The organism is Stenotrophomonas genospecies 5 (genome assembly GCF_054473825.1).
In genome coordinates, this window is sequence record NZ_JBTMUW010000004.1 from 276,236 (window position 1) to 299,253 (window position 23,018).

At 67.3% G+C, this 23,018-nt stretch carries 26 protein-coding genes; 7 read left to right on the forward strand and 19 right to left on the reverse strand.

What is annotated here, in order from left to right:
- Positions 1 to 152: 152 nt before the first annotated feature.
- The 5 genes from ACX9OW_RS20395 to ACX9OW_RS20415 are packed head-to-tail and all read right to left on the reverse strand — an operon-like array spanning position 153 to position 3,180.
- Positions 153 to 632: a hypothetical protein gene (locus ACX9OW_RS20395; protein WP_065182371.1), complete on the reverse strand. Its 480-nt coding sequence runs from the start codon at positions 630 to 632 to the stop codon at positions 153 to 155.
- 47 nt (positions 633 to 679) lie between these two features.
- The gene (minE, locus tag ACX9OW_RS20400) at positions 680 to 940 is read right to left on the reverse strand and encodes a cell division topological specificity factor MinE (RefSeq protein WP_053516176.1); all 261 of its coding nucleotides are present in this window, start codon (positions 938 to 940) and stop codon (positions 680 to 682) included.
- 2 nt (positions 941 to 942) lie between these two features.
- Positions 943 to 1,752, reverse strand: a complete 810-nt coding sequence (minD, locus tag ACX9OW_RS20405) for a septum site-determining protein MinD (protein WP_053516174.1) — start codon at positions 1,750 to 1,752, stop codon at positions 943 to 945.
- Between the two features lie 37 nt (positions 1,753 to 1,789).
- A complete protein-coding gene (minC, locus tag ACX9OW_RS20410; protein ID WP_053516171.1) occupies positions 1,790 to 2,638 on the reverse strand; it encodes a septum site-determining protein MinC in 849 nt (282 codons plus the stop codon).
- Complete coding sequence (locus ACX9OW_RS20415) at positions 2,584 to 3,180, reverse strand: GNAT family N-acetyltransferase (protein WP_053516169.1); 597 nt, start codon at positions 3,178 to 3,180, stop codon at positions 2,584 to 2,586. The genes minC and ACX9OW_RS20415 overlap by 55 nt, the downstream gene beginning before the upstream one ends.
- Before the next feature lie 138 nt (positions 3,181 to 3,318).
- Between ACX9OW_RS20415 and ACX9OW_RS20420 the strand changes: the two genes are divergently transcribed.
- The 4 genes from ACX9OW_RS20420 to ACX9OW_RS20435 all read left to right on the forward strand — a co-directional run bounded on the left by ACX9OW_RS20420 (position 3,319) and on the right by ACX9OW_RS20435 (position 6,949).
- The gene (locus ACX9OW_RS20420) at positions 3,319 to 4,521 is read left to right on the forward strand and encodes a sensor histidine kinase (RefSeq protein WP_053516166.1); all 1,203 of its coding nucleotides are present in this window, start codon (positions 3,319 to 3,321) and stop codon (positions 4,519 to 4,521) included.
- Entirely contained in the window at positions 4,521 to 5,162 is a 642-nt protein-coding gene (locus ACX9OW_RS20425; RefSeq protein WP_053516165.1) for a response regulator, read from the forward strand. The genes ACX9OW_RS20420 and ACX9OW_RS20425 overlap by 1 nt, the downstream gene beginning before the upstream one ends.
- Before the next feature lie 233 nt (positions 5,163 to 5,395).
- A complete protein-coding gene (locus tag ACX9OW_RS20430; RefSeq protein WP_065182369.1) occupies positions 5,396 to 6,469 on the forward strand; it encodes a polyketide cyclase in 1,074 nt (357 codons plus the stop codon).
- A gap of 108 nt (positions 6,470 to 6,577) precedes the next feature.
- On the forward strand, positions 6,578 to 6,949 hold the full coding sequence (locus tag ACX9OW_RS20435; RefSeq protein WP_065182368.1) for a DUF423 domain-containing protein: 372 nt from the start codon (positions 6,578 to 6,580) through the stop codon (positions 6,947 to 6,949).
- Between the two features lie 19 nt (positions 6,950 to 6,968).
- On the opposite strand, the gene ACX9OW_RS20440 is transcribed toward ACX9OW_RS20435, so the two are convergent.
- The 6 genes from ACX9OW_RS20440 to ACX9OW_RS20465 are packed head-to-tail and all read right to left on the reverse strand — an operon-like array spanning position 6,969 to position 10,952.
- Complete coding sequence (locus tag ACX9OW_RS20440) at positions 6,969 to 7,778, reverse strand: M15 family metallopeptidase (protein ID WP_065174599.1); 810 nt, start codon at positions 7,776 to 7,778, stop codon at positions 6,969 to 6,971.
- A 9-nt stretch (positions 7,779 to 7,787) separates the two neighbouring features.
- The gene (locus tag ACX9OW_RS20445; RefSeq protein ID WP_065182367.1) at positions 7,788 to 8,381 is read right to left on the reverse strand and encodes a PH domain-containing protein; all 594 of its coding nucleotides are present in this window, start codon (positions 8,379 to 8,381) and stop codon (positions 7,788 to 7,790) included.
- Entirely contained in the window at positions 8,378 to 9,667 is a 1,290-nt protein-coding gene (locus ACX9OW_RS20450) for an alpha/beta hydrolase (protein ID WP_197600834.1), read from the reverse strand. The genes ACX9OW_RS20445 and ACX9OW_RS20450 overlap by 4 nt, the downstream gene beginning before the upstream one ends.
- 2 nt (positions 9,668 to 9,669) lie before the next feature.
- Entirely contained in the window at positions 9,670 to 9,849 is a 180-nt protein-coding gene (locus ACX9OW_RS20455; protein WP_053516154.1) for a DUF4177 domain-containing protein, read from the reverse strand.
- Complete coding sequence (locus tag ACX9OW_RS20460) at positions 9,846 to 10,025, reverse strand: type II toxin-antitoxin system antitoxin (protein WP_053516152.1); 180 nt, start codon at positions 10,023 to 10,025, stop codon at positions 9,846 to 9,848. Before ACX9OW_RS20460 ends, ACX9OW_RS20455 begins: the two co-directional genes overlap by 4 nt.
- A 45-nt stretch (positions 10,026 to 10,070) precedes the next feature.
- A complete protein-coding gene (locus tag ACX9OW_RS20465) occupies positions 10,071 to 10,952 on the reverse strand; it encodes an SPFH domain-containing protein (RefSeq protein ID WP_053516150.1) in 882 nt (293 codons plus the stop codon).
- A 130-nt stretch (positions 10,953 to 11,082) separates the two neighbouring features.
- Here ACX9OW_RS20465 and purT point away from each other — a divergent pair, with 130 nt between their 5' ends.
- Complete coding sequence (gene purT / locus ACX9OW_RS20470; protein ID WP_053516148.1) at positions 11,083 to 12,270, forward strand: formate-dependent phosphoribosylglycinamide formyltransferase; 1,188 nt, start codon at positions 11,083 to 11,085, stop codon at positions 12,268 to 12,270.
- A 66-nt stretch (positions 12,271 to 12,336) separates the two neighbouring features.
- Here purT and ACX9OW_RS20475 read toward each other — a convergent pair whose 3' ends face one another.
- Both ACX9OW_RS20475 and ACX9OW_RS20480 read right to left on the reverse strand, forming a co-directional pair.
- Positions 12,337 to 13,542, reverse strand: coding sequence for an endonuclease/exonuclease/phosphatase family protein (locus ACX9OW_RS20475; RefSeq protein ID WP_459062754.1), 1,206 nt, complete (start codon positions 13,540 to 13,542; stop codon positions 12,337 to 12,339).
- A gap of 38 nt (positions 13,543 to 13,580) precedes the next feature.
- Complete coding sequence (locus ACX9OW_RS20480; RefSeq protein WP_053516144.1) at positions 13,581 to 14,336, reverse strand: arginyltransferase; 756 nt, start codon at positions 14,334 to 14,336, stop codon at positions 13,581 to 13,583.
- Positions 14,337 to 14,491: 155 nt separating this feature from the next.
- Here ACX9OW_RS20480 and ACX9OW_RS20485 point away from each other — a divergent pair, with 155 nt between their 5' ends.
- Complete coding sequence (locus tag ACX9OW_RS20485) at positions 14,492 to 15,055, forward strand: EF-hand domain-containing protein (RefSeq protein WP_459062755.1); 564 nt, start codon at positions 14,492 to 14,494, stop codon at positions 15,053 to 15,055.
- Between the two features lie 50 nt (positions 15,056 to 15,105).
- Here the strand turns inward: ACX9OW_RS20485 and ACX9OW_RS20490 are convergent, their stop codons facing one another.
- From ACX9OW_RS20490 to ACX9OW_RS20505, 4 genes are all read right to left on the reverse strand, one after another.
- Positions 15,106 to 16,323: an RNA polymerase sigma factor gene (locus ACX9OW_RS20490; protein ID WP_197600836.1), complete on the reverse strand. Its 1,218-nt coding sequence runs from the start codon at positions 16,321 to 16,323 to the stop codon at positions 15,106 to 15,108.
- A 144-nt stretch (positions 16,324 to 16,467) separates the two neighbouring features.
- Positions 16,468 to 16,977, reverse strand: coding sequence for a pathogenicity-like protein (locus ACX9OW_RS20495; RefSeq protein WP_253120401.1), 510 nt, complete (start codon positions 16,975 to 16,977; stop codon positions 16,468 to 16,470).
- A gap of 4 nt (positions 16,978 to 16,981) precedes the next feature.
- The gene (gene tesB / locus ACX9OW_RS20500) at positions 16,982 to 17,902 is read right to left on the reverse strand and encodes an acyl-CoA thioesterase II (protein ID WP_414487809.1); all 921 of its coding nucleotides are present in this window, start codon (positions 17,900 to 17,902) and stop codon (positions 16,982 to 16,984) included.
- Between the two features lie 87 nt (positions 17,903 to 17,989).
- Entirely contained in the window at positions 17,990 to 18,766 is a 777-nt protein-coding gene (locus tag ACX9OW_RS20505; RefSeq protein WP_277381500.1) for an enoyl-CoA hydratase/isomerase family protein, read from the reverse strand.
- 34 nt (positions 18,767 to 18,800) lie between these two features.
- Here ACX9OW_RS20505 and ACX9OW_RS20510 point away from each other — a divergent pair, with 34 nt between their 5' ends.
- Positions 18,801 to 19,241, forward strand: coding sequence for a copper chaperone PCu(A)C (locus ACX9OW_RS20510; protein ID WP_459062767.1), 441 nt, complete (start codon positions 18,801 to 18,803; stop codon positions 19,239 to 19,241).
- A 105-nt stretch (positions 19,242 to 19,346) separates the two neighbouring features.
- On the opposite strand, the gene ACX9OW_RS20515 is transcribed toward ACX9OW_RS20510, so the two are convergent.
- Positions 19,347 to 19,754 (reverse strand): acyl-CoA thioesterase, encoded by a 408-nt coding sequence (locus ACX9OW_RS20515; RefSeq protein ID WP_053516131.1) that lies wholly within the window; start codon positions 19,752 to 19,754, stop codon positions 19,347 to 19,349.
- Positions 19,754 to 22,738: an excinuclease ABC subunit UvrA gene (gene uvrA / locus ACX9OW_RS20520; protein ID WP_459062756.1), complete on the reverse strand. Its 2,985-nt coding sequence runs from the start codon at positions 22,736 to 22,738 to the stop codon at positions 19,754 to 19,756. Before uvrA ends, ACX9OW_RS20515 begins: the two co-directional genes overlap by 1 nt.
- Positions 22,739 to 23,018: the final 280 nt, after the last annotated feature.

The window sequence follows — 23,018 nt, forward strand, 5'->3', positions numbered from 1 at the left end:
CGCGCCCGCGGCCTTACGCCACTGGCAACCCGCGTTCGATCAACCACGCCTTCGCGTCTTCGGCGTCCTGCTCGAACCGCGCCGAGTGAAAAGAGGGGCGCCGCAGAGTTCGGCGCGTCGCCACGCGCCCGTGGCCAACCGCGCCCGCGGCCTTACGCCACTGGCAACCCGCGTTCGATCAACCACGCCTTCGCGTCTTCGGCGTCCTGCTCGAACCACGCTCTCGTCGATCCCAACCGGTACGTATACCCCCACGCATCCATATCGGCCATCAGTCGTGCGCTGCCGACACCGGGCAGCTGCGCGGCCAGCACGATCTGCAGGTAGCACGTGGCATCTTCCTCTGCGACCGAATCAGTGGCATCGGTATGCACCTGCGCGCGCCGCTCCGGCGGCAGCACGATCAGATGGCAGGCCTCGTGCAGCATCGAATGCACGGGCGTGTCGTCGCGCACATACACGTTGCTGGCGATGATGCCTGCTTCAGGTTCACCCCAGTAGCTGCCGGGAATAGGCTCGCCGGCGGCGACGTGGTGCAGCTCCAGCCCATGCGCGGCAAGCAGGCGCTGTGCATCGGCGAAGGCGATATCGCCCACGCAGGTGATGTCCACGGCGGTTGTCGTGTCAGTCATGCGGAATCGTGCAGCCCCGCCCATGCAGGCACGGGCGGGGCAGGGGGTCAGGGCTTTTCCGGGCCTTCCGGCAGCGCCACGGAGATGTCCAGCACGTCGTGCTGGCCATCCTTGACCAGGTCGACCTTCACCGCGTCGACGTCGATGTTGACGTACTTCTTGATCACTTCCAGCAGCTCGCGCTGCAGCAGCGGCAGGTAGTCCGGGCCACCGCGATGGCTGCGCTCCTGCGCGATGATGATCTGCAGGCGGTTCTTGGCGGTTTCGGCGGTGGTCTTCTTCGCTTTGAGGAAATCAAACAGGCCCATGCTTACCCTCCGAACAGCTTGCTGAAGAAGCCCTTCTTCTCCACGGTGGTGAAGCGCATCGGCCGCTCCTCGCCCAGGATGCGGCTCACCGCATCGTCATACGCCTGGCCAGCAATCGATTCGCCGTCGAGGATCACCGGCTCGCCCTTGTTGGAGGCGTTCAGCACGTCACCCGATTCGGGGATCACGCCGATCGCCTTCAGGCCCAGCACTTCCTCCACGTCGACGATGCTCAGCATCTCGCCGGTTTCCACGCGCGACGGGCTGTAGCGGGTCAGCAGCAGGAAGGCCGGCACGTCCTGGCCGGATTCGGCCTTGTGCGTCTTCGAATCCAGCAGGCCGATGATGCGGTCGGAGTCGCGCACCGAGGACACTTCCGGGTTCACCACCACCACCGCGCGGTCGGCGAAGTACATCGCCAGGAAGGCACCCTTCTCGATACCGGCCGGGGAGTCGCAGATCACGAAGTCGAAACCGTCGGCGGCCAGGTCCTTCAGCACCTTGCCCACGCCCTCCTGGGTCAGCGCGTCCTTGTCGCGGGTCTGCGAGGCAGCCAGCACGTACAGGTTGTCGAAGCGCTTGTCCTTGATCAGGGCCTGCTTGAGGGTGGCTTCGCCGTGCACGACGTTGACGAAGTCGTACACCACGCGGCGTTCGCAGCCCATGATCAGGTCGAGGTTGCGCAGGCCGACGTCGAAGTCGATCACCGCCACCTTCTTGCCGCGCCGTGCCAGGCCGCAGGCCAGGCTCGCGCTGGTAGTGGTCTTGCCGACGCCGCCCTTGCCGGAGGTGACTACGATGATTTCAGCCAAAGGACTTCTCCTGGTTCTGCATGATGTTGGGGCTGCGTCAGTCCAGCGCAGCGATCTTGACCTGGTCCTGTTCCAGCCACACCTGCACGGCCTTGCCGCGCAGGTTGTCCGGGACATCGTCCAGTACCTTGTAGTGGCCGGCAATGGCCACCAGTTCCGCATGGAAATCACGGCAGAAGATGCGTGCCGCGGTGTTGCCCTGGGCACCTGCCAGCGCGCGGCCGCGCAGGGTGCCGTAGATATGGATGCTGCCGTCGGCGATGACCTCGGCACCGGCGCCGACAGTCGCCATGACCGTCAGGTCGCAGTTCTCCGCGTACAGCTGCTGGCCGGAACGTACGTTGCCGAGCTGCATGCGGCCCGGTTGCGGTGCCGAGCCCTCGGCCACCCTGGCCACCGGAGCGGCCGGGGCCGGCTTCGGTTCAGCGCGGGCGGCGCGGCGCGGCTCCGGCGCAGGTGCAGGCGGCGGGGCCGGCTCGGTCTCGACACGCTCGTACTGGGCGCGGAACTTGGCCAGCAGCGGCAGGCCGAGCTGCTGCGAGAGCTGGTCGACCGCACTGGTGCCATAGGCCAGCGCCACCGGCAGCACGCCGGCGCTGCGCAGGCCATCGACCAGCGCCTGCGCGGTGGCCACGTCCGGTACCTGGCTGAGGCCGCCGAAGTCCAGGATCACCGCGGCACGGCCGAACAGTTTCGGGGCGCGGGTCACCCGTTCGCGCATTTCCTGCACGAGTCGTTCGACATCGAGGGTCCGCACGCGCAGGTTGGCGATGCCGACCTGGCCGATCTTCAGTTCACCTGCCTGTTCGTAATCGAAATTCACCGCCACGCTCAGGTCCCCGTCGGCCGCTGTGCCTGCGCCGGCAGCTGCCGGTCGCGTGTCCATGCCACATCCGGCAGCTTGCCGCCGTAGGTCTCCTGTACCCACGGGTAGCTGCACAGTTCCTTGGCCAGCATGCTGGCGCGCACATCGACCTGCGGCATGGTGTTCTGGCCCAGCTCGCGGAAGCCGAAGCTGCCGTGGAACAGCAGGGCGGCATCGGCACCATGGTCGAGGAAGACTTCGCAGGTCATCTGCGGGTAGCGCAGCTCGGCGAAGCTCTGCGCATCGGCGTAGAACGCCCTGCCGACGCCACCACCGCGGCGGCGGCTGGCGACCACGATGCGGTCGATATAGAAGAACGGGGTGTCCAGCTGCTGCTTGAACCAGGCGAAGTTGCTGCTGTCGTGCTGGCTGTCGCTGCCGAAGCCGATCAGGAACCCGGCCAGGTTGCCGTCGCGCTCGGCGACGCGGAAGTATTCAGCGGTTTCATAGAACAGGCGCAGGCGTGCGGCATCCAGCGGAAGGATGGCCAGGCCAGCGTTGTTGTTCAAAGCCAGGACGGAATCGAGCTCGTGCTCGCGCACGTCGCGGATGACAATCGACATTGTGACTCCGTGGGGTAACGCGGTTGGTCCTGCAACGGACCCTGCGCACGATTATTGCATGGGTGGCTGGCGGGGGCACGCCCGTCGCCATGACTTCTGCCCGGGGGCAGGAGCGCTGGTTCAGCCTAAGATGCCTCCATGTTGGGATATCTCAGCCAAATCCGAGTCCTGCGCCTGGCCGGCCTGTTCACCTGGGTCATGGTCGGCCTGCCCGTGGTGTATTCCCAATACGAGTCGATGCTGCGGCACGGCGGCAGCGGTATCGACAGCTGGTCCCTGTGGCTGTTTGCCGCCTACCTGTTCTTCGGCGCCGGCTACTTCTGGCTGACCCGTGGCCTGCGCGACAGCAGCCAGGCCGCCTGGTACGACCGGGTGGTGCTGGTGGTACTGACCGGCTCGGCCCTGGGCGTCAGCTACCTGAGCGGTTCGGGCCTGGGCAGCATCCTGATGATGGTGGCCGCCGGGGTGATCCCGTGGATGCTGCCCGTGCGCAGTGGCGTGATCTGGTTGCTGCTCAGCCAGCTGGCGGTGCTGCCGGTCTACTATCTGATCCTCGACATGCCGTTGTTCGAGGCACTCATGCAGTCGCTGCTGTATGGCGGCTTCTCCATGTTCATGTTCGTGACCAGCCTGGTCGCACGGCAGCAGACCGACGCCCGCGACGAGCAGCGCCGGCTGAATGCGGAGCTGAGGGCAACCCGCGCCCTGCTGGCCGAGAGCGCACGGGTCAACGAGCGCACCCGCATCTCGCGCGAGCTGCATGACCTGCTGGGGCATCAGTTGACCGCGCTGACCCTGAACCTGGAAGTGGCCGGTCATCTCGCCGAAGGCAAGGCGCTGGACCACGTGAAACGCTCGCACACGCTGGCCAAGCTGCTGCTGGGCAATGTGCGCGAAGTGGTCAGCCAGCTGCGCGAGACCAGCGCCATCGACCTGGCTGCCGCGCTGCGTCCGCTGACCGAGAATGTGCCCTCGCTGGACATCCAGCTGGACATCGAGGACCCCCTGAACGTGGAGGACCCGCAGCGGGCCCACGTGCTGCTGCGCTGCACCCAGGAGATCATCACCAACACGGTGCGCCACTCCGGGGCCCGCCATCTGTGGATCCGGGTGTACCGTGAGGCGCCGGACCGGGTGGTGGTCGAGGCGCGCGACGACGGTGTCGGTGCGGAAATGGTCAATGTGGGCAATGGCTTGCGCGGGATGCGCGAGCGCCTGCAACAATGCGGTGGCCAGCTGCAGGTGGAAACCCGCCCCGGCGAAGGCTTCTGCCTGCGTGCGACGGTGCCGGCAACCGTGCTGGTGGCCGCCCTTACCAAGGTTCCTGAAGGAGTGCGTTGATGATTCGCGTCTGCCTGGTCGACGACCAAACCCTGGTGCGGCAGGGAATCCGCTCGCTGCTGGCGCTGGACGACGGCATCGAGGTGGTGGCCGAGGCCGGCGACGGCCGGCAGGCGGTCGAACTGGTGCCCCAGGTCCGTCCGGATGTGGTCCTGATGGACATGCGCATGCCGGTGATGTCCGGGCTGGAGGCGCTGCAGGTCCTGTCGCGGCTGGAACAGCTGCCGCCGACCATCATCCTGACCACCTTCGACGACGACCAGCTGGTGCTGGCGGGCCTCAAGGCCGGCGCCAAGGGGTATCTGCTCAAGGACGTGACCCTGGACCAGCTGGTGGGCGCCATCCGCACCGTGGCTGACGGCGGATCGCTGGTGCAGCCGGCGGTGACCCAGCGGCTGCTGTCCGGGCTGGAACACATGCGCAATGATTTTGTCAGCCTGGACCGGCCGGACCCGCTGACCGACCGCGAGACGGAGATCCTGCGGCTGATGGCCAGCGGCTTCTCCAACAAGGAGATCGCCAATTCGCTGGGCGTGGCCGAGGGCACCATCAAGAACCATGTGTCCAACATCCTGTCCAAGCTGGGCGTGCGCGACCGTACGCGGGCCGTCCTGAAGGCGTTCGAACTGCAGCTGGTCTGACGAAAAGCCTTTTGCGGCAAAGGTTTGGCCGGCATTCCCGGGCCCCGGGGCGGGTTGCCCCCTACATGCGGGGCGGCCGGATGCGCTACCCTGCCAATCCTTTGTCCATACAAATACGCAGCCGGCAGGGAAACCGGTGCGCCAATCGCGATAAACAATGCCCGCGAAGCCTGCTAGGATTGGCGCTTCGCTTCAATCAACCCGGCCGTGGGATCGGCCCCGGAGACTCCTGAATGACCCGTATTATCGAGTTCCTGATCGCCTTGGGGATCGTGGCTGGCCTGTTCGTCATCATTGGCGTATGTCTGCCGGGCGAGCGCCACATCACCGAAAGCATCGAGACCAACCGCAAGATGACGATCGTGTACGACACGGTCAGCAGCCTGCGCCGCTTCAAGGACTGGAACCCGCTGGTACTGCGCGATCCCGCCGTTGAACTGAAGCTGTCCGGCCCGGCCTCCGGCGTCGGTGCCACCCTCGACTTCTCCTCCAAGGACCTGGGCAACGGTTCCTGGAAGGTGACCGAGGCCGAAGAGAACAAGCGTGTTGTGATCGCCATCGAAGACCCGACCAAGGGTCACGACAAGGTCACCACCTTCAATCTGGAGCCGACCGGCAAGGGCGGTCGCAACGTGAAGATCACCCAGGACTACTCGGTGAAGTACGGCTTCGACCTGTTCGGTCGCTACGCCGGCCTGTATGTCAGCCGCCAGATCGGCGACGACATCAAGCTGGGCCTGTCGCGCATGGCGAACATGCTGGCCACCGTGCCGAACGTCGACTACCGCACTCCGGAAGCGCCGCTGACCGATCTGGGTATCGTGCAGGTGCCGGCCGAAGACCTGCTGGTCGTCAACGCCGGCAACGTCGACCGCGGCCAGGACACCATCACCAAGTCCATCAAGGACAACCAGGAGTGGATCAAGCGCGTGATGGAGGCCAATGGCCTTGAAGCCGCCGGTCCGTTCCGCATCATCACCACCGATTTCGGTGCCGAGAAGTACGCCTTCGACATCGCACAGCCGGTGAAGAAGAAGGGTACCGAAGGTGCCACCGGTGAGGAGCTGACCGTCAAGATCGACGGTGGTGCCCCGGTAAAGTACCTGCATGTCGCCCCGCATCGTTCGGCGCATGCGGCCTACACCGGTCACATGGCCGGCCTGGACGTGGCCCGCAACGGCCTGCGTGCGTGGGCAGTGACCTCGGGCAACGAAGTCATCGACCGTCCGTACGAATCGTGGAAGGACGGCGTGGACAAGTCGTTCACCCAGGAAGGCACCTACGACATCTACTGGGCCGTCAAGTAAGCGCTGGCTGACCCATGTAGTGTTGGACACGAAAACGCGCCGCTTCCTGCGGCGCGTTTTTTTTCATCCCGCGTCCGCCGCCGGGCGGGCGCCGCGCAAGGAGCAGTCATGTTCAATCTGGAACGACGTGCGCGTAAGCCCTCGCTGCTGGCCTGCATCGGTGCGCTGTTGGCGGCCGCTTCGATCGGCCTGTCGGCCTATGCCTCGCATGGCGTGTCCGATCCGCAGGCGCAGCAGCATCTGAACATGGCGGCGCTGTATGCGTTCGCCCATGGTGCCGTGCTGGTTGCGGTGGGACGGCGCGCGCAGGGCGTGATCGCACATCTGGCGCTGTACGTGCTGCTGCTGGGCGTCGTGCTGTTCTCCGGCAGCCTGGTGGGCAGCGCGCTCTGGCAGTGGCCTACCCGGCTGGCGCCTGTGGGCGGCACCAGCCTGATGGTGGGATGGGTGCTGCTGGCGATCGACGCCCTGCGGCGGTGAGGGCAGTGCGGGGAGGGGCTCAGCCGTTGGCCGGTCTCCAGCACCAGTGCCAGGGCTCGTAGACGATCCCGTGCGGGTTGCCGCGCGGGTAGCTCAGGTGGAATCCATGCCCGCGGGCGTGGGCCTGAAGCCACGCGAACGCATCGGTACGCTCGAACGATTCCTCTGCAGGTGCATCGCCCGGGGTGCCGATATCCAGTGCGTGCCCGCTGTGGTGTTCGCTGAAGCCCGGCGCGGCGTTGACCTTCAGGATCTCCGCCACGCTCAGGCCGCGGCCGCGCTTCCGCTCGAAGATTCCCAACTGGTACGCATGGCTGCGGAAGCCGGAAATGGCATCCAGGGCAACGCCATCGCGGGCCGCGTGCAGGCGCATCCGCCGCCACCCCTGCGCCGCGTCGCGGCGCAACCACAGGGGCCGCGAAAAGCGATCGCGGCCGGCGAAATGCAGCAGGCACGGCTCGGCTTCCAGCGGCAGCCCGGTGTCATCCGCGTAACCCTGTGCATCCAGGCCAAGGTGCTGCAGGCGTTGCTGCAAGCCCGCCAGGGGCAGCCATCGCTGCTCCAGTGCCGCAGCGAAAGGGCGTGACGCGCGGGCATCCAGCAGTGCCAGCGCCTCCTCCACGCCAGGCTCGTGCGGCAGACGCGGCACCAGCGAATGAACGCCCTGCGTCAGCACGGCGGCCAGATAGCGGCCATCGCGCTTGCGCCGCAGCACCCAGCGGGCCCGCGCCAGCAGGCGTGCATCGAGGTTGCTGCGCGCGCGCAGCAGATCGGCCGGCCACAGTTCGATGGCCTCGGTGTTCAGCAGCAGCAGCGGTCGGCGATGCATGTCCGCAGCTTACTGCTGTGGCGCGGCTGCGGCCACCTTGCGCAGGGCGTCAAGCAATGCCTGTGGGCGTTCCATGCTCAGCAGCAGGGTGCTGCCGCCGCGCACCGGGATCGCCAGCGTGCGGTGACGGTCGGTGACCAGGGCAAAGCCCTTGCCGCCGCCCTGCAGCCGCATATGCCCGGAATAGAAGCCGGGCATCGAGTAGCCGTTGGTCTTGAAGCGGATGCCATAGCGGCGGTCCTGCGCCAGGTCCACCACCTCGGCCTGGTCCAGCAGCATGTCGCGCACCGGTGTACGCCGTCGGTACAGCGTCGAACGCACATCCAGCACGCCACCCACCAGCTCCACGCGGCGGCGGAAGAACGAAGTACCCAGGCCCACGCCGATCAGCACCAGCACGGCGATGCTCCATGCCGCGCTGCCGTTCATCAGGAAGAACGGCGGCGACAGGGTGACTTCCATCCATGGTGCAGGCGCACGCGTGCGGCTGAACTGCACGTACACGCTGATGACCAGCACGGCCAGCACCGGCAACAGCACCCACAGCACGCGCAGGGGTGAACTGCCAGCCAGCTCGAACGGACGGGCTTCATTGGGGCTCATCGTTGTGCCTCCACCCATCGGGCGATGTCATCGATCAACCCCGCATCGACATGGCCGGGCCGGGTGTACTCCTTCAACGAACTCGGGCCGCTGCCAGCGATGCCGATGTGGTTCAGCGCCGGATAGGTCCGCCACTGCACATCGTCGCGCCGGGCGAGGGCCTTCTGCCAGAGTGCCCAGTCGGCATCGGGAACCTGGAAATCGCGCCCGCCATGCAGCATCAGCAGCGGTGCGCGCAGCCGCTGTGCATCGGCGCGCGCATCTACGGCTTCGATGCTCTTCCAGAAGGACTGCGGAACGCCGAGTGGCAGTTCGCTGGCGGGTACCGGCGTGCTGCCACGTGCTGCGGCGATCTGGCTGTCCAGTTTGTCCAGTAGCGCCTGACCGGCCGCGCTGATGTCGCCGTCCAGGCTCAGCAGGTAGCGGTTCTGTTCCGGCAGCAGGTCCAGCAGCGTGCGCGCGGGAGCGGCCCACAGGATGGCGCCACGCGCCTGTGGCCAGCGGCTGGCGATGCGTGGCGCAAGCATGCCGCCCTGGCTGTGGCCGAGCACGAACACGCGGCGGCCGTCGATGCGCGGGTCGCTGGCGACGGCCTCCAGTGCCGCCACCGCATCGTCGGTGGATTCGTCATCGACAGTGAAGGTGCCGCTCTGGAAATCCTGGGGCCGGGCGAGAGTGCGCTTGTCGTAGCGCAGTACCGCGATTCCGTGCGCGGCGAGGCCACGGGCGATATCGAGGAAGGGACGGTTGCCGCCGATGGTTTCGTCACGGTCCTGCGGGCCCGAGCCGTGCACCAGCACCACTGCCGGGAACGGGCCTTTGCCCTTGGGCAGCGCCAGCGTGCCGGGCAGCGCACCGCGTGTCTGCGGCACACTGAAATCAACTTCGCTGTAGGTCGCATCGGCCGGCGGCGGCGGTGCCTTGGCCGCGGGGGCGGGGCGCAGCAGCAGGCCGGCGACCTTGTCCTGTGCATCCACGGCCACCTGCGCGATCACCGCGCCACCGGTGAACTGCAGCGGAACTTCCACCAGGTGCAGGCCCTGCTGCTCGCTGCTGCGGGCCTGGCCGCGCTGCTGCAGTTCGCCCAGGGACCGCCACACGCTGTCGAGCTTCTCGGCGGGAACGGCACGGGCCATCTGCGGGGTCAGCATCGCCTCCGCATCGGCGATGCGGCCGGCCTGCAGGTGGTCCAGCAACCGGGCGGCAACCTGCTGCGGTTCGGCGGCGAATGCGCCACCGCTCAGCAGCGCCAGTGACAGAGCGAACAGCGAACGGCGGGTCTGCATGGTCAGAGCTCCTTCTTGAAGACCAGCACCGCTGCGCTCATCGGCGCGGGGATCACGATGTTGACCAGCTCCCAGCCAAGCTGGCCCTGCTTGTTCAACGCCTCCTGCACGGCTTCGGTCTTCATGCTGCCCATCAGCGTCGAGGGCACTTCCAGGGTCTGGTACGTCCAGCGCTTGCTCATTCCTTCTCCTCCTGAGGTGGCTTGGGATGCGGCAGCCTGCCGGCCTTGCGCAGCGCGTCGCGCAGCAGGTACTCGATCTGCGCGTTGAGGCTGCGCAGTTCGTCGTCGGCCCAGCGCTGCGCCGCGGCCAGGACGTCGGCGTTGATGCGCAGTGGATAGGCTTTCTTCTCGCTCATGGATGCTCCTGGCGGGGCGGTGGGGCGCCCCGTTGCGAGGGTGATTCAGTACAGCGAACCGGCGTTGACGATCGGCTGCGTGCCCCGGTCCGAACACAGCACGGTCAACAGGTTGCTGACCATGTGCGCCTTGCGTTCCTCGTCCAGCTGCACCACGCCGTTCTTCTGCAGTTCGCCCAGGGCCATCTCGACCATGCCGACCGCACCGGCAACGATGCGCGTGCGTGCCGCGATCACCGCGTTGGCCTGCTGGCGCTGCAGCATGGCCTGGGCGATTTCGGCAGCATAGGCCAGGTGGCTGATGCGTGCGTCGATCACCTGCACGCCGGCGTCGGCCAGGCGCTCGGCCAACTCGTTCTTCAGGTGCTGGGAGATCTCGCTGGCGTGGCTGCGCAGCGCCAGCTGGCCCTCTTCATGCTGGTCGTAGGGATAGCTGGTGGCCATCGCGCGCAGCGCCGATTCGGACTGGATGTGCACGAAGCTCTCGTAGTCGTCCACGTTGTAGACCGCTTCGGAGGCATCGACCACCTGCCAGACGATCACTGCGGCGATCTCGATCGGGCTGCCATCGAGCTCGTTGACCTTCAGCTTGCCGCTTTCGAAATTGCGCACGCGCTGGCTGACGTGGCGCTTGCTGTAGAAGGGGTTGTTCCAGCGCAGGCCATTGTCTTTCACGGTGCCGACGTACTTGCCGAACAGGCTCACCACCGCGGCCTGGTTCGGCTGCACGGTGTACAGGCCCGCCAGCGCGAACAGCGCCACCACCGCGACCAGCGCGCCAACCAGCATCATCAGCAGGTTGGGGGAGCCGGTCGACGCCTTGGCGGCGATGCCCAGCACGAACAGCACACCGCCGAAGACGGCGACGAGCAATGCGCCCGCCAGAGTGCCCAGGCCGTTGAGGGAGGACAGCGACTTCTCTTTCATGGCAGTACGTCCTTGAGGGTTCGAGGCGACGATATCAAATTGATATCAGATGGCGACTACCGTTCGTCGGGAACCGCCGCTGGACCGGCTAGAATGCCCACCCGCCTTCACATCACTGCCGGACCCCTCCATGGCCAAGCTCGGAACCCCCCTCTCGCCCTCCGCCACCCGTGTGCTGCTGCTGGGCTCGGGCGAACTCGGCAAGGAAGTGGCCATCGAGCTGCAGCGGCTGGGCGTGGAGGTGATCGCCGCCGACCGCTACGCCGATGCGCCCGCCATGCAGGTCGCGCATCGTTCGCACGTGATCGACATGCTGGATGCGATGGCGCTGCGTGCGCTGATCGCCCAGGAACAGCCTCATCTGGTGGTGCCGGAGATCGAGGCGATCCACACCGAGACGCTGGTACAGCTGGAACAGGAGCAGGGCCTGCGGGTGATCCCCACCGCGCGTGCCGCACGCCTGACCATGGACCGTGAGGGCATCCGCCGCCTGGCCGCCGAGACGCTGGGCCTGCCAACCTCGCCCTACCGCTTTGTCGATACCGAGGCGGAGTACCGCGCCGCCGTGGCCGCCATCGGCCTGCCGTGCGTGGTCAAGCCGGTGATGTCCTCCTCGGGCAAGGGACAGAGCACGCTGCGCAGCGAAGCGGACATCGCGCCGGCCTGGGAGTATGCGCAGACCGGCGGCCGCGCGGGCGCCGGCCGCTGCATCGTCGAGGGATTCATCGATTTCGACTACGAGATCACTCTGCTGACCGTGCGCCACGCGGCAGGCACCTCGTTCTGCGCGCCGATCGGTCATCTGCAGAAGGACGGCGATTACCGCGAGAGCTGGCAGCCGCAGCCGATGTCGGACAAGGCGCTGGCGCGCGCGGAGGAGATCTCGCGTGCGATCACCGATGACCTGGGGGGCTGGGGCCTGTTCGGCGTGGAGCTGTTCGTGAAGGGCGATGAAGTGTGGTTCAGCGAAGTGTCCCCGCGCCCGCACGACACTGGCCTGGTGACGCTGGTATCGCAGGAACTGAGCGAGTTCGCGCTGCACGCACGCGCCATCCTGGGCCTGCCGGTTCCGGTGATCCGCCAGAGTGGTCCGTCGGCATCCTGTGCATTGCTGGCGCAGGGCGAAGGCGTGCCGTACTTCAACAACGTCGCTGCCGCACTGCAGGTGCCGGATACGGCCGTGCGCCTGTTCGGCAAGCCGAGCGTGCACGGTCAGCGCCGTGTCGGCGTCACCCTGGCGCGCGCCGACACCATCGACGAGGCGCGCTCGATCGCCCGTGATGCCGCCGACGCCATCGGCGTCGAACTGCGCCCGTAAGCCGGTAGCGCCGGGCCGCGCCCGGCGGCTATCTTCAAGGCAGAGCAGCGCGCCTGGCGCCTGGGGTCACTTCACATCCACCCACACCAGGTGATGGTCGCTGCCGTCGGCAATCTTCGCTTCAGGGCTGTTGCTGGCTGGCCAGAACACGCCGCTGCCTACGTACTCGAACCCGGTGGAAGGCAGTACGTAATCCAGTCGCAGGGTGCCGGACTTCGGACCAAAGTCGCCGGTGGCGTGGAAGGGCGCACCCTTGCGCACGATGCCCTTGGCGGCATAGGCGAGGCTGGTTTCCTCAGCCCCCGCGCTGCGCGGGGTGGGGTAGCGCAATACGCGTGCGTTCTCGATCAGTTCGACGATCGCCTCGTGGCGGCCATCGCCGTCGACCGGGTCGTTGTTGAGATCGCCGAGGATCACGAAGCGTGCATCCTGCGCCAGACCTCCGCACTGGCCCTTGTCGTCGCACAGCCAGGGCTTGTCACCCGCGGTGAGATACTCCTGCCACAGGCGCAGTTCGTCGTGGTTGCGCGCCGCGTTGCGCTTTTCCGGGCCGTCGAACACCGGCGGCGTCGGGTGCGAGACCAGCGCATGCACCACGCCTGCCGGGGTCTGCACCGGTACATCCCAGTGTGACTTCGACGACAGGCGCAGCTGCGACCACACGGCGTCGCTGTAGAAGCTCTGCCCGCTGCGCGGATCGACCGGACGGATCGCGCCCGGCATCGTGCTCCACTTCAGCAGCTGGAAGCTGCGTACCCTGGCTTCATCGATCGGGTAGCGCGACAGCACCAGCATGCCGTACTGGCCCGGGTGCAGGCCGTAGCCCCAGGCATCGTTGCCACGGCTGCGACCTTCGCCGCCGACCACGCCGTTGTTGTCCAGGTCCAGGCCACTGGGCACGCCGGTGTTGACCGGGGCCAGGTAGCGGTAGGCGAAGTGCAGCGGCGCGCCGCCGCCCGGCTGCGCCACTTCCAGGTAGCGCTTCTGGAACAGGTCGGCGGCGCGATGGGCGTCGTCGAAATCGAATTCGTTCAGCAGCACCAGGTCCGGGCGCACCTGCTGCAGCACGGCGGCAATCTTGCGCGCATGCGCGCTGTCGCCTTCAAGCTCCCTGATCAGGCCGCCGGCCTCATCGGAGTACAGCGACGTGTTGTAGGTGGCCAGGCGCAGCGATGCGGACGGTGTTTCGGTCATCGCAGGGGTCCTGGCAAGAGCAGGGGCCGCAGCGCCACACAGCAGGGCCAGGGCAAGGATCAGAGGTTGGGCGTTCATGCCGCCTATTGTGCACCCCGCCCGGTGTCAGCGGTTTGTCAGCGGCCGTCCAGATCGCGGTCGAAATCGTGCCAGCGACGGCCATCGTAGGCCTCCAGCGGACGGAAGCGGCGCTTGTAGTCCATTTTCTGGTGTTCACGGATCCAGTAGCCCAGATAGACGTGCGGCAGTCCTTCGCGACGCGCCCATTCGATCTGCTGCAGGATGGCGAACGTGCCCAGTCCCCGCGCTGCGTGGTCTGGATCGAAGAAGGTATAGACCGCCGAAAGGCCGTGCTCGGTGACATCGGTGACGGCCACTCCGAGCAGCTGGCTGGGCCGGCCATCGTGGCCCGGCAGGCGCATCTCCAGGAAGCGGGTGTGCGACCAGCTGCCGATCAGGAACTGCTCGAACTCGTGCGGGCCATGATCGTCCATGCCGCCGTTGGCGTGGCGGTGCACCAGATAGCGGTGGTAGAGGGCAAACAGATCCTCGCGCGCAGTGGCGGCGGTGATCCGCACCTCCAGGTCGGCGTTGCGGGTGGCGCAGCGACGCTGGCTGCGGTCCGGCGCGAACCGGGCCACCGGAATCCGTACCGCCACGCAGGCATGGCACTGCGCGCAGTGGGGCCGATAGACCAGGTCGCCGCTGCGGCGGAAGCCCCAGCTGAGTGCGAGTGGATACAGGCCGCCCAGGCGACGGTCGTGGGGATCCATCACCAGGTCGCGCGCCACCCGGTCCGGCCAGTACCCGCAGGGGTGCTCGCCGGTCTGGAACAGCCGCAGTTCGTCGTCTCTGTCACCGTGGATCGCCATGGCCACAGCATAGCCCCAGCGTGTCGCAATGAACGCGACTGTCCGCCGGATGAACGGAACTGGCGGTTGCGTCAACCGCCGTCGCGGCCGGGCGTTGTTGTCATTCGAGGGTGAAGTGATCACCCCGACGCAACCTCATCCCCAGGAGTGACCTCATGATCCGTACCCCCCTGCTGCTGGCCCTGCTGCTTGCCACGTCCGCCTCCGGTGTCGCGCTGGCGGCGACTCCCCCGACCGCACCGGCACAGCGTCAGGCCAAGCTGGACACCAACGGTGACGGTGTCATCGACCGCAGCGAGGCCGCTGCCAACCCACGTCTGGCGGCCAAGTTCGACGAACTGGACCGCAACAAGGACGGCAGGCTGTCGCGCGATGAAATGCCGCGCTGGCAGCATGGTCGTCGTGGCGGCCATGGCGGCGAGCGCTGGGCCAGGCTGGACACCGACAAGGACGGCCGCATCAGCCGCGAAGAGGCCAAGGCCGATCCGCGCCTGGCGGCACGTTTCGACCAGCTCGATCTCAACAAGGACGGCTATCTGGACAAGGCTGATCGCGAGCTGCGCATGAAGCAGCATCGCGACGCCTGGTTCGCCGCTGCCGACACCAACAAGGACGGCCAGTTGAGCAAGGCCGAATTCGATGCGGCGAAGGGCCCGATGCATGGCGGCCCGCGCCACGGGGGCCCGCGTGACGGCGCCGCACCGAAGCCGCAGCGCTGATCACGGCGCAACGTTCAACGACGACGCCGGCAGACTGCCGGCGTCGTCCGTTACAGGCGACCGCTGTCGAGCAGCGTATAGGCCACCAGGGCGATCACCAGCAGGTTCATCGCGATGATGGCGCTGCGGCCGTACATCGCTTCGTACTTCCAGTTGATGCCCTGCCGCCCGCGCCGCGCTGCGTCGCGCACGATCAAGGGCCGCATCAGGCGCTGCAGCGGTCCCAGGCACTGGTAGTTGACCGCGCCCAGGCCGATGGCCATGACCACCAGGTGTACCCATACCGGCGTCTGCAGCAGCACGACCAGCAGTATGGACAGGCAGCAGGCCATCACGGTCCAGGTGTTGAGATGGACGAAGCGCCGGACCTGGGCCCGCTCCGGTTCCGTTTCGGCGTAGGACAGCAGGAAGCGACCGCCCAGGTAGCTGCCGAGCACGCCGCCCAGCACGGCACCGGCGATCGCTGCCCAGTTGTGGGCCGGGACCAGATGCAGGTGCCCCAGCGCCGCTGTCAGCGATCCCATCGCGGTACCGCCGGCTGCGCTGGCGCCGCCCAACCCCAGCTTGCTGCCGCCAATGCCCACACCGGTGCCGAGCAGGATCGCGGCACTGGCCGTGCCGGGCGCAGCAATCAGCACCATCGAGACCACGGTGGTTGCGAAGGCGGCGCTGGGTGCGCTGCTGCGCGCGAATTCGCCGAAGCGCTGCAACAGTCCCTCGCGGACCTGCGCGCGGGCCCGCGACAGGCGCTTGCGCACCGCCGCATCACTCAGGCCCAGCAGGTCCGCCACCTGCTGCGAGCGCTGACCTTCCCGGTAGTAAAGCAGCAGGACTTCGCGGCTGTCGGTGGGCAGCGCCGAGATGATGTCCTCGGCGGCAACCTCCTCTTCCAGTCGCTGCAGGCGGTCGGCGGCAGTCGGCGAGGGGTCGGCCGCCATGCCCAGCGCAACTTCGGCGGCCTCGCCGCTCAGGGGCCTGCCGCGCTGTGCACGCAGCCAGTCGCGCGCGAGGTTGCGGGTGATCTGCCGCAGCCAGGGCAGGAAGCTGGTGGAACTGCGCAGCTGGTGCAGCTGCTGCCAGCCCTTCACGAACGCTTCCTGCGCGATGTCCTCGCTGGCCTGGCGATCGCCGGTGATGGCCAGGGCGATGGCGGTCACGGTGTTCTGGCAGGCGAGCACGATGCGCCCGTACGCCTGCTGGCAGCCGCTGCTGGCGGCTGGCAGTTCACGTTCCAGGGTCTGGTCGATGCTGGCGGCGAACGTCGTCATGGCAGCGGCTCCTGCAGGGATTGTGTCCCATGACGGGGCCGCGTGCCGAATGTGACCGGTTCGCGCCCCGGTAGCGCCGGGCCATGCCCGGCGGCTTTTCTGTCCGCTGCGCTCGCCGGGCATGGCCCGGCGCTACCGGTGTCGTTACGTCGACGGATGGATGCGGACGCGGACTTCTTCCTCTTCCTGCGGCGCCTGCGGGGCCGGCTGCGTCTGCTGCGGCTGGGCCTGTGGGGCGGGGGCGGGTGCTGCGGGGGCCGGGCCACCGCGGTGGCGCAGGCCGATCACCAGCGCCACGCCAGCGATCACCACCAGCAGTGCGATGCGGATCCGCCAGGCCCAGCTGCGCCCCCCGCTGCCGGCATCCGGCGTGTCGCGGAACGCGAACTCGGCCGTGGGATGGTCGCGGCGGGTGGTATCGAGCAGGCGTGCATCGCGCAGAATGTCGCGCGCACGTGGCTGGTCGTCGGCGCGCACGATCCAGACCGCTGGATAGCCCTGCGTATTGCCCAGGTCGGTATAGCTGAACTGGCCGCGCCGCCGGGTCTTGTACGAGCGACCATTGGTCACCTTCACTTCGATGCCATGGCTGCGCAGGAGCTCGGCCACGCCCTCGACGGTTTCCACACGCTGGCTGCTGAAGATCTGACGCATCGGATCAGTCCTTGGCCGGCACGGCGGCCGCTGCAGTCTGGTCGGGAACCACGCGGATCAGGCCCTCCTGCGCCGTGCTGGCCACCAGCACGCCATTGCGGGTGAAGAACTGGCCGCGGGCGAGGCCGCGCGAATCCTGCGCACTGGGGCTGTCCAGCGAATAGAGCAGCCAGTCGTCGGCGCGGAACGGGCGGTGGAACCAGATCGCGTGGTCGAGCGAGGCCATCTGCACGTGCGGATGGTAGTAGCTGATGCCGTGCGGGAAGGTCGCCGTGCCCAGCAGATGGAAGTCGGACGCGTAGGCCAGCAGCGCCTGGTGCAGCTCGGGGGCATCGCCGACCGGTTCGCTCAACCGCATCCAGACCTGGTGATAGGGCGGGCGCTTGGGCGGATTCAGTTCGTCGCGGGGATAGACGTGGCGGAACTCGAACGGGCCACCGCGCGAGAGCCAGCGCTGCACTTTGATCGGCAGCCGCTCCAGCACTTCGGCCGGCAACGGGCGGTTCGGCTCGATGTCTTCCGGTTGAGGCACTTCGGGCATCTTGTGCTGATGCTCGGCACCGGTCTCCGCCTGCTGGAACGAGGCAGCACAGAAGAAGATCACCTTGCCATGCTGGATCGCGGTCACCCGGCGCACGGAGAAGCTGCCGCCATCGCGGGTGCGGTCCACGTCGTAGACGATCGGATGGTCGATGTTGCCGGCCCGCAGGAAATACGCGTGCAGCGAATGCACATGGCGCCCGTTGTCGACCGTGGCCTGGGCGGCGGCCAGCGCCTGGCCCAGCACCTGCCCGCCGAACACGTACTTGGTGCCGATGTCGCGGCTTTGTCCGCGGAACAGGTTGTCCTCCAGCCGCTCCAGGGTGAGCAGGTCGATCAGCTCGGAGACGACGGGTTCGGGCGTGTCGTTCAAGGGGGCGGCCACAACAATGAAGAGGCCTTGATTATACCGGTCCGGGGTCGGATCCCTTTCGCATTGCAGAAGGGGGCTGACCCCAGAGCGCGGAGACCGTTACTTGCCCAGCCGCGCCACCAGCGCCTGCAGGGCATTCTGTGCGTCCGGGGCGAACCAGGCCTCTACGAACCGGTCCAGCTGGATCAGGTCCGGGTGCAGTGCTTCGTGCAGGTCATTGCGGGACACGGCGCGGGTCAGCAGCATCGGCTGCCGCGGCTGCCTGAGCAGGTTCTGCAGCCAGGCCACGGCGCGGGCGACCACCAGATCGCCCTCGGCCAGTTCGTCGACCAGGCCGATCTGCAGCGCCTGCTCGGCCGGCACCAGGGCACCGGTGGTGAGCAGCACCCCCGCGCGGTGCACGCCGACGGTACGGCGCAGCAGGCGCTGGATGCCTTCCGGTGCGATCAGGCCGACCTGCACCTCGTTCAGTCCGATGGCATACGGGCGTGCCGGGTCGGCGCTGCGCGCCATCACCCGGTAATCGCAGCACAGGGCGAGCACGCAACCGCCGGCAGGGGCGTGGCCGGTGATCGCGGCGACCACCGGGATGCGGCTCTCGGCCAGCGTACGTACCGCGCCGAAGAAGGCATTCCAGGTATCCAGCAGCTTGTGCTTGTCATCGCCGTGGGAGAGCAGGTGCGGCACGTCCATGCCGCCGGTGAACACGCGCTCGCTGCCGGACAGCACGATGCCGTGCGCATCGTCGGCCATGGCCTGCTCGACGGCGTGGATCAGCTGTCGGCACAGGTCGGTGTCCAGCGCATTGACCGGCGGCCGCGCCAGGCGCAGTTCGCGGATGGGACCATGGTTGATCACCTCGATGAGCGTCGTCATGCTGCGGTCTCGTTGCGAAGAAGGAACGTGGGCGATGATAACCAAACCATTCGTTGGCGTACTGTTGCTTCTGTGTGCGTCCGCATCAGCGGCGGCGGAATCACGTTGTGTGACGGTGGAGCAGGGCTGGGTGCGCCTGCCGCCGAACCCGGCCATGCCGATGACGGCGGGTTACGGGACGATCGTGAACCGCTGCGCAGCGCCGGTGACGGTGGTGGGCGCGGGCAGCAGGGCCTTCGGCGACGTGTCACTGCACGAGACCACCGTGGTCGACGGTGTTAGCCGGATGCGCGAAGTCGAACGGCTGCCGATTGCAGCCGGGGCGCGCACCGAGCTCAAGCCCGGTGGCCTGCACCTGATGCTGATGGAAGGCGAGGGAGCTTTGAAGGAAGGGCAGGTCGTGCCGCTGCAGTTGCAGCTGGAGGGCGGTGGCACCGCCAGCGCAACGCTGACGGTACGCAAGGCCGCTCCATGATGCAGCGCCCGTTCCGCCGGGCATCAGGGTCGGACCGGCGTCGGTAGCGCCGGGCCATGCCCGGCGGGGTGGGGCCGACCCGGGCCGGCACCCACCCGCAGTGCATCAGCTCGATGCGCTGCGGATCGCGTCCGGCAGCGGCGCGCTTTTGCCGGTCTGGGTATCCATCCAGACCACCACCACGTTGCCATCGGAGTACAGCTTCGACTCGTCCTGCTGGTCGACGATGCGATGGCCGATGGTGACGCTGCTGTTGCCCAGGCGCTCGACGAACAGTTCGACCAGGATGTCGTTGGGCCACACGATCGGCAGCCGGTAGTTGACGTTGGTCGCGGCCACCACCGGCGCGATGCGGTCGGTCATCGACACGCCTTCCACGCCCAGCATCCAGCGCACGCGCGCTTCCTCCAGGTAGGAGATGTACTTGGCGTTGTTCACATGGCCCATGCTGTCCATGTCGCGCCAGCGCACGCTGATCGGGATGCGGGCCAGGATCTTGTGTTCGCTGCTCATCAGGCGTCCTTCTTCTTGGTCGTGCTCTTGCTGGCCTTGCCGGTGCTCTTGGCGGCCACGGCCTTCTTCGCCACCTTCTCCGGCTTCACCTTGCGCGGCGGCCGGGCGTCGGGCTTGTTGGCCACGGCGGCCGGCTGCTCCGGGCGCGCACTGGTGGACGGCAGCATGCGTGCCAGGAACTGCCCGGTGTACGACTGCGGGCAGGCGGCCACGTCTTCCGGCGTGCCGGTGACCAGGATGGTGCCACCCCGGTGGCCGCCTTCCGGCCCCAGGTCGACGATCCAGTCGGCGGTCTTGATCACATCGAGGTTGTGCTCGATCACCACCACCGTGTTGCCTTCGTCGCGCAGCTTGTGCAGCACGCCCAGCAGCGCTTCGATGTCGTGGAAGTGCAGGCCGGTGGTCGGTTCATCGAGGATGTACAGGGTGCGGCCGGTATCGCGGCGCGACAGCTCCTTGGACAGCTTCACGCGCTGCGCTTCACCACCGGACAGCGTGGTCGCGCTCTGCCCCAGCTTGATGTAGCTCAGGCCGACATCCACCAGCGTTTCCAGCTTGCGCGCGATCGACGGCACGGGCTCGAACAGCTTCAGCGCATCTTCGACGGTCATTTCCAGCACGTCGTTGATGTTGAAGCCCTTGTACAGGATCTCCAGCGTTTCGCGGTTGTAGCGCTTGCCGTGGCAGACATCGCAGGGCACGTACACGTCCGGCAGGAAGTGCATCTCGACCTTGATCAGGCCATCACCCTGGCACGCCTCGCAGCGTCCGCCGCGCACGTTGAAGCTGAAACGACCCGGTGAATAACCACGCGCACGCGCTTCGGGCACCTGTGCGAACAGCTCGCGCAGCGGGGTGAACAGGCCGGTGTAGGTGGCCGGGTTCGAGCGCGGGGTGCGGCCGATCGGCGACTGGTCGATGTCCACGACCTTGTCGAACAGGTCCAGGCCATCGATCTCCTTGTACGGGGCGACCGGGTGCGAGGAGCCGTTGATCTCGTTGGCGGCCAGCGAGAACAGGGTGTCATTGATCAGCGTCGACTTGCCCGAGCCGGACACGCCGGTCACGCAGGTCAGCAGGCCCGAGGGAATCGACAGGTCCACCCCCTTCAGGTTGTTGCCGCTGGCGCCGCGCAGATGCAGGGTCATCTTCGGATTCGGCCGGTGCCGGCGCGCCGGAATCTCGATCGAGCGCTTGCCGGACAGGTACTGGCCCGTCAGCGAACGGGGTGCATCCAGGATGTCCTGCAGGGTGCCCTGGCCGACGATCTCGCCACCGTGCACGCCCGCGCCCGGGCCGATGTCCAGCACGTAGTCGGCCAGGCGGATCGCATCTTCGTCATGCTCGACCACGATCACCGTGTTGCCGAGGTCGCGCAGGCGGGTGAGGGTGCCCAGCAGGCGTTCGTTGTCGCGCTGGTGCAGGCCGATCGACGGCTCGTCGAGCACGTACATCACGCCGACCAGGCCGGCACCGATCTGGCTGGCCAGGCGGATGCGCTGTGCCTCGCCACCGGAGAGGGTATCGGCCTTGCGCTCCAGAGTGAGGTAGTCCAGGCCCACGTCGACCAGGAAGCCCAGGCGTTCGCCGATCTCCTTGACGATCTTCGAGGCGATCTCGCCGCGCCAGCCCGGCAGGCTCAGTTCGCTGAAGAACTTCAGGGCTTCGTCGATCGGCAGCACCACCAGGTCCGGCAGCGGCCGGTCGGCCACGAACACGTTGCGCGCAGCCTTGTTCAGGCGGGCACCGTTGCACTCGGGGCAGGCGCGCTCGCTGATGTACTTGCCGAGCTCCTCCTGCACGGCCGCCGACTCGGTTTCCTTGTAGCGGCGTTCCAGGTTGGGAATGATGCCCTCGAAGCGGTGCTTGCGCTGGGTGCGGCCGCCGGCTTCGGTGAAGTAGGTGAACGTGATTGCGTCCTCGCCGCTGCCATACAGCACCGCCTGCTGCACCTTGGCCGGCAGCGAGTTCCAGGCGGCATCGACGTCGAACTTGTAGTGACGTGCCAGCGAGGCGATCAGCTGGAAATAGTACGCATTGCGACGGTCCCAGCCACGCACTGCGCCGGCGGCCAGGGACAGCTCGGGATGCACGACCACGCGCGAGGGATCGAAGAATTCGGCCATGCCCAGGCCATCACAACCGGGGCAGGCGCCCATCGGCGCGTTGAACGAGAACAGGCGCGGTTCCAGCTCCGGCAGCGAGTAATCGCAGACCGGGCAGGAGTATTTGGAGGAGAACAGGGCCGGCGCGCTGGCGGTGTTGTCCAGGCTCTGCACCGAGGCCATGCCGTCGCCGAGTTTCAGCGCGGTCTCGAAGCTCTCGGCCAGGCGCTGCTTGATGTCCTCGCGCGGGCGGAAGCGGTCGATCACCGCCTCGATGGTGTGCTTCTGGCGCAGCGCCAGCGGCGGCACCGCGTCGATCTCATGCAGCTCGCCATCCACGCGCACGCGCACGAAGCCCTGTGCGCGCAGCTGGTCGAATACCTGCGCGTGTTCGCCCTTGCGATCGCGGATCACCGGGGCCAGCAGCATGTAGCGCTGTTCCGGGTCCAGCGTCAGCACCTGGTCGACCATCTGGCTGACCGTCTGCGCTTCCAGCGGATAGCCGTGGTCGGGGCAGCGCGGCGTGCCGACGCGGGCGTACAGCAGGCGCAGGTAGTCGTAGATCTCGGTGATCGTGCCGACCGTCGAGCGCGGGTTGTGCGACGTCGACTTCTGCTCGATCGAGATCGCCGGAGACAGGCCCTCGATGTGGTCCAGGTCCGGCTTCTCCATCACGCTCAGGAACTGCCGCGCGTATGCCGACAGCGACTCGACGTAGCGACGCTGGCCTTCGGCGTAGATCGTGTCGAAAGCCAGCGACGACTTGCCCGAGCCGGACAGGCCGGTGATCACGATCAGCTTGTCGCGGGGCAGGTCGAGGTCGAGGTTCTTCAGGTTGTGCGTCCGCGCGCCGCGGATGCGGATGAAATCCATCGCCATGGGGAATCCGGTTGTGGGGGCGTTGGCTGGGTGCCGGGCCAGCAGGGAACGGCAATCGGTCAGCCTACCGAGGTGACCAGATGGGGGCAATGGGCGACAATGCCAGCCCGGTGTCTCATCTTCTGAGACAGGCCGACAGGTGGGGGTCAGATCCCTTTTCACAACGTGAAAAGGGATCTGACCCCGTTCCGGCCGGGCCCCCCAGGCCGTTCAGGGGTTGACTTGACCCGCGGCCGTTGATCTGCGTACAATTCCGCTCCTGTCCGCCCTCGATGGCGGC